The sequence below is a fragment of the Herbiconiux sp. L3-i23 genome, assembly GCF_023734115.1.
In the GTDB taxonomy this organism is placed as follows: Bacteria; Actinomycetota; Actinomycetes; order Actinomycetales; family Microbacteriaceae; genus Naasia.
Window position 1 is genome coordinate 291,864 of record NZ_AP025737.1, and the last position, 13,152, is coordinate 305,015.

Below are 13,152 nucleotides of genomic sequence, written 5' to 3' on the forward strand. Positions count from 1 at the left end.
CCTGAACCCGGCCGGTCCCAGGAGTTACACAGTGGCTTTGATCGTGCAGAAATTCGGTGGCTCGTCCGTCGCCGACGCCGAGAGCATCAAGCGCGTCGCCAAGCGCATCGTCGAGACCAAGCGCGCCGGCAACGAGGTCGTCGTCGCCGTGTCCGCGATGGGCGACACCACCGACGAACTGCTCGACCTCGCCCATGAGGTCGCGCCGATCCCCGCTCCGCGCGAGCTCGACATGCTCCTCACCGCGGGCGAGCGCATCTCGATGGCGCTGCTCGCGATGGCGATCGAGAACCTCGGCTTCGAGGCCCGCTCGTTCACCGGCAGCCAGGCGGGCATGATTACCGACGCGCAGCACGGCGCCGCCCGCATCGTCGACGTCACGCCGCGGCGCGTCCAGGAGGCGCTCGACGAGGGCGCCATCGCGATCGTCGCCGGCTTCCAGGGCTTCAACCGGGTGACCGGCGACATCACCACCCTCGGGCGCGGCGGATCCGACACGACCGCCGTAGCGCTGGCGGCCGCGCTGAAGGCCGACGTCTGCGAGATCTACACCGACGTCGACGGCATCTTCACCTCCGACCCGCGCATGGTGCCGCTCGCGCAGAAGATCGACCGCATCACGAGCGAGGAGATGCTCGAACTCGCCGCCGCCGGAGCGAAGGTGCTCTACATCCGCGCGGTCGAATACGCGCGCAGGCACGGCGTTACCCTTCACGTACGGTCGTCCTTCAACAACAACGAGGGCACCATCGTGTACAGCCCGGCGACGCCGGGGATCGACGAGAACGGAGAAGCCGTGGAAGAGCCGGTCATCGCGGGAGTCGCGGCCGACCTCAGCGAGGCGAAGATCACCGTCGTCGGCGTGCCCGACGTACCCGGCAAGGCGGCGCAGATCTTCACGATCGTCGCGCGATCGGGCGCCAACATCGACATGATCGTGCAGAACGTGTCGGCGGCGGTCTCCGGACTCACCGACATCTCCTTCACCCTGCCGAAGTCCGACGCGCAGACCGTGCTGACCGCCCTGACGAACTCGAAGGACGAGGTCGGCTTCGAGCGTCTCCAGCACGACGACCAGATCGGCAAGCTCTCGCTCGTCGGCGCCGGTATGCGCACCAACGTCGGAGTCTCGGCCGAGCTGTTCACCGCGCTTTCGGCGGCGGGCATCAACATCGAGATGATCTCGACGAGCGAGATCCGCATCTCGGTCGTCACGCGGGCCGACACCATCAAGGAAGCGGTCCGCGCCGTGCACACCGCGTTCGGACTCGACTCCGACACCGAAGCGGTCGTCCACGCCGGCACCGGGCGCTGACCGCCCGCACCGCAGCACCACGAGGAAGGAACTCCCATGGTCGATAGCACTGGAGCCCGCGTCGGCATCGTCGGCGCCACCGGTCAGGTCGGCGCGGTCATGCGCCGACTCCTCGAAGAGCGCGACTTCCCCATCGCGGAGATCCGCTACTTCGCCTCCGCCCGATCGGCGGGCACCACGCTGCCGTGGCGCGGCGAGGACATCGTCGTCGAGGACGCCGCCACCGCCGACCCCACCGGGCTCGACGTCGCGCTCTTCTCCGCCGGCGCCACCACCTCGAAGGCCCAGGCCCCGCGCTTCGCCGCGGCGGGCGTCACCGTCATCGACAACTCGTCGGCATGGCGCATGGATCCCGAGGTCCCCCTCGTGGTCAGCGAGGTGAACCCGCACGCGATCGCCGATGCGGTCAAGGGCATCATCGCCAATCCGAACTGCACAACGATGGCCGCGATGCCCGTGCTGAAGGTCCTGCACGACGAGGCCGGTCTCGAGCGACTGATCGTGAGCACCTACCAGGCCGTGTCGGGAGCGGGACTCGCCGGAGCCGACGAGCTGCTCGAGCAGGCGCGCGCCGCGGTGGGGCAGGATCTCGCGGGACTCGTCCACGACGGCTCCGCCGTCGACTTCCCCGCGCCGGTCAAGTTCCCGCGCACCATCGCATTCGACGTGATCCCGCTCGCGGGCTCGATCGTCGATGACGGGCTGTACGAGACCGATGAGGAGAAGAAGCTCCGCAACGAGAGCCGCAAGATCCTCGAACTCCCTGAGCTGCTGGTGAGCGGCACCTGCGTGCGGGTGCCGGTGTTCACCGGGCACTCGTTGTCGATCAACGCAGAGTTCTCGACGCCGATCTCGCCCGAGCGCGCCTACGAACTGCTCGACGGCGCTGCGGGCGTCGCCATCTCCGACGTGCCGACGCCGCTGCAAGCGGCGGGCAACGACCCCAGCTACGTGGGCCGCATCCGCACCGACGAGGGCGTTCCCGGGGGTCGTGGCCTCGCACTGTTCGTCAGCAACGACAACCTCCGCAAGGGCGCCGCGCTCAACGCGGTGCAGCTCGCCGAGCTCGTCGTCGCGTCGCTGTCGGCCGAAGCCCCGGTCGTCGACGCTCCCGCCGCTTCCTGAGTCTCGAAGGGTTCCAGGTCGCCGCCGACCTAAACTGAATCAATGGCCTCCGCTACGCCCGTCGACGTCGTCCTCATCGGTGGGGGCATCATGAGCGCCACGCTCGGCACCCTCCTGCAGCGCCTCGAGCCGACCTGGTCGATCCGCGTCTACGAGCGCCTCAGCGAGGTCGCGGGGGAGAGCAGCAACCCCTGGAACAACGCCGGCACCGGCCACGCGGCCTACTGCGAGCTCAACTACACGCCCGAGCGCGCCGACGGCACGATCGACATCACGAGCGCCGTCAAGGTGAACGAGCAGTTCCAGATCTCGCGGCAGTTCTGGGCCTCGCTCGTCGACGACGATCATCTCGGCAACCCGTCGCAGTTCATCAACCCGACGCCGCACATGACCTTCGTCCGCGGTGCCGAGAACGTCGCGTTCCTGCGCCGCCGCTTCGACGCGCTCCGCGCCCACCCGCTCTTCGCGAGCATGGAGTTCTCCGACGACCCCGCGACCATCCACGAGTGGGCCCCGCTGCTGGTGCTCGACCGCGCGAAGGACGAGCCGATCGCGGCGACCCGCATCGACGAGGGCACCGACGTCGACTTCGGGGCGCTCACCCGCGAGATGATGTCGCGCCTCGAGAGCGCCGGCGCCGAGGTGATGCTCGACACCGAGGTCCGAGGCTTGAAGAAGTTGCCGAACGGCAACTGGCGGGTCTCGGTGCGCGAACTCATCGGCCGGACCCCCGCCGAGGTCGAGGCGCGCTTCGTCTTCGTCGGCGCCGGTGGATGGGCCCTGAAGCTGCTGCAGAAGTCCGGCATCCGCGAGGCCCGCGGGTACGGGGTCTTCCCGATCAGCGGACAGTTCCTCCGCACCGACGACCCCGCGGTCGTCGCACGACACCGGGCCAAGGTGTACGGCAAGGCATCGGTCGGTGCCCCGCCGATGTCGGTGCCTCACCTCGACACCCGCGTGGTCGACGGCGACGCCGCCCTGATGTTCGGCCCCTACGCGGGCTTCAGCCCGAAATTCTTGAAGAAGGGGTCGCTGCTCGACCTGTTCGGCTCCATCCGGCTGCACAACATCGTGCCGTTGCTCGCCGTCGCGAAGGACAACTTCTCGCTGGTGCGCTACCTGATCGGGGAGCTGCTCGCGTCCCGGACGGCGAAGTTCCGCAGCCTGCGCGAGTTCTTCCCCGGCGCCGACCCGGCCGATTGGAGGCTCATCACCGCCGGCCAGCGTGCCCAGGTGATCAAGCCCGACAAGGCTAAGGGCGGCGTGCTCCAGTTCGGCACCGAGGTCATCGCGTCGGGCGACGGCACCATCGCAGGGCTCCTCGGCGCCTCGCCCGGTGCCTCCACGGCGGCACCCATCATGGTCGACCTGTTGAAGCGCTGCTTCCCCGACCGGTTCGCCGGATGGGAGCGCGGCATCCGCGACCTGATCCCCACCTACGGCACCCTGCTCTCCGACCACCCGAAGCTCGTCGACAGCGTCGAGCAGGAGACCTCGAGAGCGCTGCGCCTGCAAGGCTGACCACCACGCTTGCGAGACATTCGAACATGTGTTCGACTGTGCGCATGCGTTGGGCGGCTCAGGAACTCACCACCTCATCGCCCGGAACCCTGCCGGGCCTCGCGCGGCTGAGCGGATTCGTCCGCTCGGTGCGTACTCCCGAGTTCGCGGGCGTCACCTTCCACGAGGTGATGGCGAAATCCGCGCTCAACAAGGTGCCTGGGGGCAGCTACGGGTTCGGCTGGACGATCAATCCGTATCGGGGATGCACTCACGCCTGCGTCTACTGCTTCGCGCGTCCGACCCACAACTACCTCGAACTCGATGACGGCGATGATTTCGACCGGCAGATCATCGTCAAGGTGAACGTCGGCGACGTGCTCCGTCGTGAGCTCGCGAAGACCTCGTGGCAGCGCGACCCCGTGGCGCTCGGCACGAACACCGACCCCTACCAGCGCGCCGAGGGGAGATACCGCCTGATGCCCGAGATCGTGACCGCGTTGGCCGACTCCGGCACGCCGCTGTCGATCCTCACGAAGGGGACACTGCTGCGGCGAGACCTCGACCTTCTGGCGGAGCTGTCGAAGCGCGTGCCCGTCGACATCGCCATGTCGATCGCGGTCTACGACGACGAGTTGCAGCAGTCGGTGGAGCCGGGCACCCCCACGACCGCGGCGCGCCTGGCGACGGTCGCGGCGGTCCGAGAGCATGGCCTGCGGTGCAGCGTCTTCATGATGCCGGTGCTGCCGTACCTGACCGACACGAAGCGCCACCTGGACACGGCGCTGCGCGCCGTCGCCGATGCGGGGGCGACGTCGGTACTGCACTCGACCCTCTATCTGAAGCCCGGCACACGGGAGTGGTTCTTCGCCTGGTTGGAGCGGGTGCATCCCGACCTGGTTCCCCGCTACCGATCGCTGTACGCGCAGGGGGCGAACGCGCCGAAGGAGTATCGAGCGTGGCTCGGTGAGCGCTTCGAGCAGGCGCGGCGGCGGCACGGTATGAAGACCGGTCGCGCCGACCCTGCGACCGGCGTGATGTTCTCGCGGGCGCAGCGCCGCGCGGCGCCCGCGCCGACGCCCACCCTCTTCTGAGTCCGCCGTGCCCAGGTCGGCCGCTCCCGACCGCCGTCCGGTCGGGGCGATCTCGCCGTCCTCCCAGCGGGTGAGACGAGGATGTCTCGGGACCTCGCGCCCCCGAGTGGTACATGGCCCCAACATTCGGGGTACAAAAGGGGGCGTCTCGCTGTAATAATCGACTGCGGCGGCACCCCGCCGCCTCAGGACCCTCCCCGCCCGGGGAATGCCGCCCGAACAGGAGTGAAGCGTGTCGCTCGGCTTGCCAGGACACCTCGCCACCGACGTGGTCAGCAGCGGGATCGGCCGTGGCGCACGCGTGGTCGGGGGCGTCGCTCTCGCCGTCGCGGTCGCGGTCTACCTCGTCCTCTGCGCCCAGTTCTTCATCCCGGGAACTCTCGTCGTGCCCGTCGTCATCGGCGCTCTCGCGCTCGTGCTCACCGTGCTCGACCGGCGCGGTGGCCTCTCGGTGGCCATCATCTATCTGCTCTCGGGCGCGTCGGGTCTCGTCGTCATCGCGACGGCCCTCGCCGGTCTGCCGTCCGAACTCGCGCCCGCATCGCGCTACCTGATCACCGTCGTGTGGATCGCCCTCGTCATGGTGGGCGGCACCGGCGGGCGCTCCGGCCGAGGGATCGTGCTGTCGGTGGCGGGGTACGTCGCGGGTCTCGCCGGCGTGCTCGCCGGAGCGGCTCTCACGGGTACAGCACCGCCTCTCGACCCGACCGTCGCGCTGAGCGCCGCGCTCGTCGTCATCATCTACGCGATGACGGGACGATCGGCGCGAACCGCCCGTCAGGCTCAGCCGCGCATCCACCGCGCGGCGCGCGACGAGAAGCTCGCGGAGGTCCGCTCGGATGTCGAAGCGCGGGCCGCTGCGCTGCTGCACGACACCGTGCTCGGCTCGCTCGCGGCGGTCGCCACCAGCCGGACCGGTGAGCTCTCGCAGCGGCTGCGCACCGTCATCGAAGCGGACCTCGACGCCATCGTGGGTCAGGACTGGTCCGAGCAGCCGGAGCGGCGGGGCGGTCACGACGAGGCGGGCCCGATCGGAGTCGAGATCGGGCAGGCCGTGTCGCAGGGCCTCGCCATCGAGGTGACCGGCGACCTCGGTCAGCTCCGACGGCTCGATCCCGCGGTCGCGGAGACCGTGGGTCTCGCGCTCCGGCAGCTGCTCGTGAACGTGCGTCTGCATTCCGGCGCGCCGGGGGCCGAGGTCGTCGTGTTCGGCGAGGACGGCACGGTGTCGGTGATGGTCATCGACGCAGGCCGCGGGTTCGACCCCGACGCCGTGGCGGGCGACCGGCTCGGGTTGCGCAACTCGGTGTTCCGTCGACTCGAGATGGTGGGCGGCACGGTGAAGATCTGGTCGGCTCCCGGGCGCGGCACCTCGGTGCTCCTCACCGTCGCGTCGCCGTCGACCGCGTCGTCGTCCGCCTCGTCGTCCGAATCGACCTCATCCGCATCGACCGAGTTGGAGCGGGTCGTGGAGGAATCGCGGTGAACGGAACGCGCACCCTGCAACGGGCGGATCCGCTCGGCGCGCTCGCCGGACGCCAGCTCATCCTCGCGGCCGCGGTGGCCGTCGCGGGGTTCGCGATCGTGCTGACCATCGCGTCGGGCGAGAGGATCGTCAACTGGCCGCTCGCCGTCGTCGCGGTGATGCTCGCGGGCGTCGCCGCCTGCTATCTCGTCGTGCTCACCCATCCCCGCTTCGGGGCTCTCGGGCGCACCGTCACCGTCGCTGTCCTGCTCTTCGGCATGGCCGCGCACCTCGTCGAGGTGGTCTCGGTCTGGGGCAGCGCTCCCGGCGTCACCATGTGGGGGCCGTACACCTCGGCCCTCCTGCTCCTCGCCCTCGTCCCCTACCGCCCCATCGCCGAGATCGTCGTCGGCACCGTCGTCGTCGCGATCTGGGTCGTCGCCCTCACGGCCATCCAGGAGACGGTCTCGGAGACCCCGGTCGTCCCGGGGCTGCCGACGCTGATCGCCGTCACCCCCGTCCTCGCACTGCCGGCGGGCGGGGCCGCGTTCGTGCACCGCGTGTTGGGGTTCCTCGATCGCTGGCGGGCCGGAGCGCTCGCCGCGTCCGAGGCCGAGGCTCGGCGGCAGGAGACCGCCATCACGCGCGCGGTGCAGCAGACCCGCGTCAGCATCCTCAACCGCGACGTGGTGCCGTTCTACAGCGGACTCGTCGAACGCGGCGCGATCGCCGACGACGACATCGCGCGTGCCGGCCGGCTCGCCGGGTCGCTGAGGGCCGTGATGCTCGCCGACACGGAGCGGTCGTGGCTCGACGAGCTGATCACCCCCCAGCGGTTCGCCGACGGAGCCGTCGTGCCCAGCCGCGTCGACGACCGGGACGGCCTGGCGGGCGCCATGGACCTCGACCAGAGGACCGCGTTGAGGGCGCTGATCGGCGCCGTCCGAGACCTCCCGGGCGGGCGAACCGAGACCATCCGGGTCGTCATCGACGAGGCCGGGGGAGTGTGCGAGACCGTCCTGGTCGGCGCCCTGCGCGGGGCATCGTCGCGCGACGCTCGGCTCCTGCGTCCCTACCTCGCGGTGATGGCCGCCGTGTTCGCCGACTTCAGCTACGACTTCCGAGATGACGAGATGACTGTGAGATTCTGCTATGACAGGCCGTGAGCACCCGACCGTGACCGGAAGCATCCCGACCCTCATCGGCGGCGCCAAGCCGGCATCCGCCGAGGCGGTGGGGGCGGCGGCGGATCGTCCCCGCATCCGCCTCGCCATCCTCGATGATCACGAGGTGCTGCTCGACAGCATCAGCAGCTGGATCACCGCGAACGCTCCCGACTTCGACGTCGTGCTGAGCGCACGCACCTGGCTCGAGCTGGTGCACAGCGCCAACTTCCCGACCCAGCTCGTGTTCATCGACTTCCAGCTGAAGGAGCAGGTGTCGATCGAGGCGCGGGTGCGCACCTGCCGCGCGGCCGGGGCGAAGGTCATCGTGCTCAGCGGTCTCGAGACCGCCGAGGCCCGAGAGCGTGCACTCGCAGCGGGCGCCGCGGGCTTCGTGTCGAAGGCGCAGCCGCTGCGTGAAGTCATGGACCTCGCCCGCAGCGTCATGGGCGTCACCGCCGAGAGCGACCTGCAGCGGGACTGGCGTCCCCTCCCGGTCGGCGCGGCCTCCCCTCAGCGTCCGAAGCTCAGCGTCGGCGAGCAGGAGGCGCTGCGGCTCTACGTCGGCGGGCACTCGACCAATGAGGTGGCGGAGCTCATGAACGTGCGGTACGAGACCGCCAAGACGTACCTCCGCCGTGTGCGCGAGAAGTACGCTAGAGCGAACAGGCCGGCAAGTCGCAAGGCCGACTTGATCCGCCGAGCGGCCGAGGACGGCTACCTGCAGTAGTCCGAACGCTCAGGGGGCGAGCAGGAGCGGAGGCTCGGGTGGCGAAGCTGTACTTCCGGTACGGGGCGATGAACAGCGGCAAGAGCACGGCGCTGCTGCAGGCCGCCTACAACTACGAGGAGCGCGGCCAGAAGGTCCTCCTCGCGAAGCCGAGCGTCGATGTGAAGGGCGACACGAGCATCGTGTCCCGACTCGGGGTCGAGCGCACGGTCGACTTCACCGTCTCCGCCGACGACGACATTGCCCTGGCGTTCGCCCGGGAACGCGACCGTGTCGTGCGCGAGACCGGTGATGCCGTCGCCTGCCTCCTCGTCGACGAGGCGCAGTTCCTCACCGAGACGCAGGTCGACGACCTGTTGCGCATCGCGATCGTCGACGATGTGCCCGTGCTCGCGTACGGCATCCGTACCGATTTCCAGACCGTCGCGTTCCCGGGCAGCAGGCGGCTGCTCGAGATCGCCCACACCCTCGAAGAGCTGAAGACGATCTGCCGGTGCGGGCGCAAGGCGCTCTTCAATGCTCGGCGGATCGGCGATCGCTTCGTCTTCGCCGGTGACCAGGTCGCCATCGACACGATCGAGGACACCACCTACGAGTCGCTCTGCGCCGCCTGCTACCTCGATGAGAGCGCGGGGCTCTTGAGCGGGCATCTCGAGCACCTGCACGCCCGCTGAGCCGCTCGAGCGGGCGCAGCGGTCAGAGCGCAGAGGTCACAGGGGCAGCAGCGTCGCGAGCAGCGCGGCCGAGAGGGCGGTCACCGCGGTGGCCGTCGCGGTCCACATCAGGGCGAGCTCGCGGGGGCGGTCGTCGGTGAGCGGGGGAACCAGGAACGAGTCGTCGGTGAACGCGCGGCTGGCCGGAGTGGGGGCGGGTTCGCGTTCTTCGATCGACATGACGGCTCCTTCAGTGGCGCCGTGGGTGGTGCGCCGGGTGAGTCAATCCTCGTCGATAGTTAGAGCGTCTAGCAATATCAGCCGCCCGTTGGTGGGCGATTCTCAGCTTGGCGATAGCCAGGAGAACGACGAAGGGCCTCCGCCTGACGGCGAAGGCCCTTCGTATTTGTCGGGGTAGCGGGATTTGAACCCACGACCTCTTCGTCCCGAACGAAGCGCGCTACCAAACTGCGCCACACCCCGATTGCACTCCACCCGGACCAGGTCCGAAGAAGAGCAGACTCGATTCTAGCGGATGTCGGAGCCTCTCACATCCGCGTCGGTCACTCCGACGCGGTGAGAGTCAGAAGAGTCGCCTCGGGCCGGCACGCGAAGCGCACCGGAGCGTAGATCGAGGTGCCGAGACCGGCGGACACGTGCAGCCACGCGACCCGGCGGGCATGCGCCCACAGGCTCAGCCCCTTGACCTGTTCACGCGGGATGTCGCAGTTGGTGACCAGTGCGCCGAACCCCGGAACGCAGACCTGACCGCCATGGGTGTGCCCCGCCAGGATCAGGTCGGCGCCGTGGGTGACGAACGAATCGAGCACCCGCTGGTACGGCGCGTGGGTGACCGCCAGCACCAGGTCGGGACCCTCCGACTCGCGCTCGCGCAGGTCGTCCACCGCCGCGGAAACGACGTCGAGCCGGTCGAAATGCTTGTGCGCGTCGTCGGTGCCGAACAGCTCGATCCGCAGACCGCCGACCTCGACACGAGCGGCACGGTTGTCGAGATCGGCCCAGCCGAGCCCCTCCAGGTACCGTTCGAGACCCTCGCGGTCGAGGGGGACGAGCTTCGGCGGCTTCCGCACCGTGCGCGAGAAGTACAGGAACGGGTTCTTGAAGTGCGGGCCGAAGTAGTCGTTCGAACCCCAGACGAACGCGCCCGGTGTCCCGCGAAACACCTCAAGAGCCTGACGGATGCCCTCGATCCCACGGGCATGCCCCAGGTTGTCGCCGGTGTCGACCACGAAGTCGGGCCGGAGGTCGGCGAGCGATCGCACCCACTCCTGCTTGCGGCGCTGCCACGGAGCCATGTGCAGGTCCGAGAGGTGCAGGACCGTGATGGGGTCGGATCCGGCCGGCAGCACGGGCACGTCGACCCTGCGCAGCACGTACGCGTTGCGCTCGATCAGGCTTCCCCATGCGAACGCCGCAGCGCCCGCTCCTGCGAGGACGGCCAGCGCCTTGGCGACACCCCGGATCATCGAGGACATCCTCCACCGACCGGCGCGCTGCCCGTCGGGGAATACAGGGTCAGGGTGATCGGCGTGCTCGTATTGACCGACGAGCCCGCCGCCGGGTTCGTCGACGCGACCTGGCACAGGTTGGTCGCCGACGCTCCGCTGCCCGTGTAGGCGAACGTGATCGCCCCGTCGGGCACTCCCGCGTCGGTCAGCGCCTCGACCGCATCATCGCTCGGGACCCCGGTCAGGTTCGGCATCGGCGCCCCCGCGAGGGTGCCGTCGCTCGTGAACACGGTGATCGTCGAGCCGCGCGAGGCGGTCGAGCCGCCCGCCGGATCCGTGGCGGCCACCACGCCGACGGCGAGGTCGGATGCGCGCGGTCCGCCGTCCTGGAACGCGAAGCCGGCGCCCTCGATGATGCTGCGGGCCTGCTCGAGACTCTGGCCCGTCACATCGGGTACCGAGACCTGCACGCCGCGGAGGAACCGCGACTCGGGGGCCGCGAAATCGTCGCCGCCGTAGCGGTCGTCGAGCGCCTCCATGATCGGGCTGAAGATGCGGTGACGGGCAGTCGCCGCCTGACCGCTGTCGAGGTACAGCTGACGGAGGTCGGCGTACTCGTCGGCGCCGTCCGGCAGGGACGCCTGACCGACGAGGACCGAGAGGCCGATCTTCGAGCTCGCACCCGTGGTCCACGTCGTGGTGTTGCCGTCGGAGGTTCCGGTCTTCGCGATGTGCTCGACCCCGTCGTACGGGTTCGACGCGGTCGCCGACCCGCTCTCGATGACCGTCTGCAGCGCGTAGGCCGCGGCATCCGCCACCGGCGCCTCGATGCCCTGCTGGCAGGTCGACTGCGGGATGACCGCATCGGTGCCGTCGGGCTTCACCATGCGTTCGATCGCGATCGGCGAGCACACGTAGCCGTGGTTCGCGATGCCCGCGTAGGCGGCGGCCATGGTGAGGGGAGCCACCTCGTTGGTGCCGAGGATCGCGGCAGGGTTGGTGGTCAGCTCGGTGCCGTCGGCGCGGTGCACGAACAGGTCGGTCGCCGCCTTGCGGATCTCGCACTGGTCGAGCTTCTGACCCATCTGCATGAAGCCGCCGTTGATCGACGTGGTCGTCGACTGCAGCACGGTGCGGTTGCCGCGCTCGTTGGCGTCGTTCTCGATGTAGTCGGTGCCGCTTCCGGGGCCGTTGCAGCTCTGGAAGGTGGAGAAGTCGTAGTCCTTCTCGGATATGTTGAACGTGTCGCCGAGGGTGTTGCCGGCCCGCAGCCACGCGATCAGCGTGAACGTCTTATAGGTCGACGCGGCCTGGAAGCCGCTCGAGCCGCCGTAGTCGTAGTCGGTGTTGTAGTTGAGGGCCGAGAAGTTGCCGCCGAGCGCCGCGGCGTCACCGGAGTCGTTGAAGTCCTTGTTCTGGGCCATCGCCTTGATCTTGCCGGTGCCCGCCTCGACCGCGGTTGCCGCGGAAGCCAGGTCCACCCCTTCGTACCGGGTCTTCGGGACGTTCTCGTCGATCGAGGTCTGCGCCGCCCACTGCAGGTCGAGGTCGAGGGTCGTGTAGACATCGAACCCGCCGCGGATGAAGTTGCTGTAGCGCTCGTCCTCGGTCTCGCCGAACACCGGGTCGTTGCGGATCACGTTCACCACGTAGTCGCAGAAGAACCCGGCGTTGCCGGCGGAGGTGCAGCCGACCGGGGCGTCGTTGATGGCGGGCGTGATCGGCTCGGCGACGGTCGCGTCGTAGGTGGCCTGGTCGATCATCGTGTGCTCGAGCATCGCGGCGAGGATGTAGTCGCGCCGGTCTTTCGTCAGCGCGTACCCGGTGGCCGCCCCGTTGTCGGGATCGTCGGGCATGTCGAGGCGGAGGTTCGCCGGGTTGTTGACGATGGCGAGCAGGCTCGCGGCCTGGTTGAGGTTCAGGTCGGACGCGTTCACCCCGTAGTAGTACTGAGCGGCCGCCTGGATGCCGTAGACCCGTCCGCCGTAGAGCGCGATGTTCAGGTAGCCGAGCAGGATCTGGTCCTTGCTGAACTCCTTCTCGAGCGCGATGGCGTAGCGCATCTCCTTCAGCTTTCGGTCGAAGCTGACGCTCGTGGCCTCCTCGTAGGCGGCCTCGCGCTCCTCCTCGGTGGCGAGGCCGGTGGCCTGCGCGACGAGCACGTTCTTCACGTACTGCTGGGTGATCGTCGAGGCGCCCTGCACCTCACCGCCCAGGACGTTCGAGATGGCCGCGCGAACCACGCCGAGCGGGTCGACGCCGCCGTGCTCGTAGTACCGGGGGTCCTCGGCGGCGATCGCGGCGTTCTTCGCGACGTCGGCGACCTGCTCCCAGGCGACGCTCTCGCGGTTCTCGGCGTAGAACGAGGCGATGGGGACGTTCTGGTCCTGCCCGTCGATGCTCTGGTGGGCGTAGACGGTGGTCTTCTGGGGGAGGTTGTCGACGCGCAGGTAGTCGGGGAGGTTCTCGAACATCCCGATGGAGCTGTTGGCAGCGACCCCGGTCATGGCGATCGCAGGCGTGACGGCGACGGTCGCGAGGATACCCGCGGCGACGCTGAGGCCCACGAAGCTGAGGGTCGTGCCCAGGCGGCCCTGCGGCAGCCGGAATGGGGCAGACATAGGATCGAGGGTACGGG

At 69.3% G+C, this 13,152-nt stretch carries 11 protein-coding genes and 1 tRNA gene; 8 read left to right on the top strand and 4 right to left on the bottom strand.

Features of this window, described 5'->3' with window-relative positions; genetic code table 11:
- Positions 1–31 precede the first annotated feature (31 nt).
- The 8 genes from NGH83_RS01470 (at position 32) to NGH83_RS01505 (ending at position 9,066) form a co-directional block, all read left to right on the top strand.
- Positions 32–1,315 carry an aspartate kinase gene (locus NGH83_RS01470; protein ID WP_251857307.1) on the top strand — a complete coding sequence of 428 codons (1,284 nt, stop codon included), beginning with the start codon at positions 32–34 and terminating at the stop codon, positions 1,313–1,315.
- Between the two features lie 36 nt (positions 1,316–1,351).
- On the top strand, positions 1,352–2,440 hold the full coding sequence (locus tag NGH83_RS01475; protein ID WP_251857308.1) for an aspartate-semialdehyde dehydrogenase: 1,089 nt from the start codon (positions 1,352–1,354) through the stop codon (positions 2,438–2,440).
- A 42-nt stretch (positions 2,441–2,482) separates the two neighbouring features.
- Positions 2,483–3,961 carry a malate:quinone oxidoreductase gene (locus NGH83_RS01480; protein WP_251857309.1) on the top strand — a complete coding sequence of 493 codons (1,479 nt, stop codon included), beginning with the start codon at positions 2,483–2,485 and terminating at the stop codon, positions 3,959–3,961.
- A gap of 44 nt (positions 3,962–4,005) precedes the next feature.
- Complete coding sequence (locus tag NGH83_RS01485; protein WP_251857310.1) at positions 4,006–5,034, top strand: Rv2578c family radical SAM protein; 1,029 nt, start codon at positions 4,006–4,008, stop codon at positions 5,032–5,034.
- Positions 5,035–5,266: 232 nt separating this feature from the next.
- A complete protein-coding gene (locus NGH83_RS01490; protein ID WP_251857311.1) occupies positions 5,267–6,520 on the top strand; it encodes a sensor histidine kinase in 1,254 nt (417 codons plus the stop codon).
- Positions 6,517–7,665 (top strand): hypothetical protein, encoded by a 1,149-nt coding sequence (locus NGH83_RS01495; RefSeq protein WP_251857312.1) that lies wholly within the window; start codon positions 6,517–6,519, stop codon positions 7,663–7,665. Before NGH83_RS01490 ends, NGH83_RS01495 begins: the two co-directional genes overlap by 4 nt.
- A 10-nt stretch (positions 7,666–7,675) precedes the next feature.
- Complete coding sequence (locus tag NGH83_RS01500; protein ID WP_251857313.1) at positions 7,676–8,392, top strand: response regulator transcription factor; 717 nt, start codon at positions 7,676–7,678, stop codon at positions 8,390–8,392.
- A 38-nt stretch (positions 8,393–8,430) separates the two neighbouring features.
- A complete protein-coding gene (locus tag NGH83_RS01505) occupies positions 8,431–9,066 on the top strand; it encodes a thymidine kinase (protein WP_251857314.1) in 636 nt (211 codons plus the stop codon).
- A gap of 36 nt (positions 9,067–9,102) precedes the next feature.
- On the opposite strand, the gene NGH83_RS01510 is transcribed toward NGH83_RS01505, so the two are convergent.
- From NGH83_RS01510 to NGH83_RS01525, 4 genes are all read right to left on the bottom strand, one after another.
- Positions 9,103–9,285: a hypothetical protein gene (locus tag NGH83_RS01510; RefSeq protein ID WP_251857315.1), complete on the bottom strand. Its 183-nt coding sequence runs from the start codon at positions 9,283–9,285 to the stop codon at positions 9,103–9,105.
- Between the two features lie 169 nt (positions 9,286–9,454).
- A tRNA-Pro gene (locus tag NGH83_RS01515) sits at positions 9,455–9,528 on the bottom strand.
- Between the two features lie 80 nt (positions 9,529–9,608).
- A complete protein-coding gene (locus tag NGH83_RS01520) occupies positions 9,609–10,541 on the bottom strand; it encodes a metallophosphoesterase (RefSeq protein ID WP_371872723.1) in 933 nt (310 codons plus the stop codon).
- Positions 10,529–13,135, bottom strand: a complete 2,607-nt coding sequence (locus tag NGH83_RS01525; RefSeq protein WP_251857317.1) for a transglycosylase domain-containing protein — start codon at positions 13,133–13,135, stop codon at positions 10,529–10,531. The genes NGH83_RS01520 and NGH83_RS01525 overlap by 13 nt, the downstream gene beginning before the upstream one ends.
- Positions 13,136–13,152: the final 17 nt, after the last annotated feature.

Bases quoted from the DNA above. Each gene is read 5' to 3' on its own strand.
- NGH83_RS01520 (WP_371872723.1), bottom strand. From the start codon at position 10,541: ATGTCCTCGATGATCCGGGGTGTCGCCAAGGCGCTGGCCGTCCTCGCA.
- NGH83_RS01510 (WP_251857315.1), bottom strand. From the start codon at position 9,285: ATGTCGATCGAAGAACGCGAACCCGCCCCCACTCCGGCCAGCCGCGCG.
- NGH83_RS01525 (WP_251857317.1), bottom strand. From the start codon at position 13,135: ATGTCTGCCCCATTCCGGCTGCCGCAGGGCCGCCTGGGCACGACCCTC.
- NGH83_RS01480 (WP_251857309.1), top strand. From the start codon at position 2,483: ATGGCCTCCGCTACGCCCGTCGACGTCGTCCTCATCGGTGGGGGCATC.
- NGH83_RS01485 (WP_251857310.1), top strand. From the start codon at position 4,006: ATGCGTTGGGCGGCTCAGGAACTCACCACCTCATCGCCCGGAACCCTG.
- NGH83_RS01475 (WP_251857308.1), top strand. From the start codon at position 1,352: ATGGTCGATAGCACTGGAGCCCGCGTCGGCATCGTCGGCGCCACCGGT.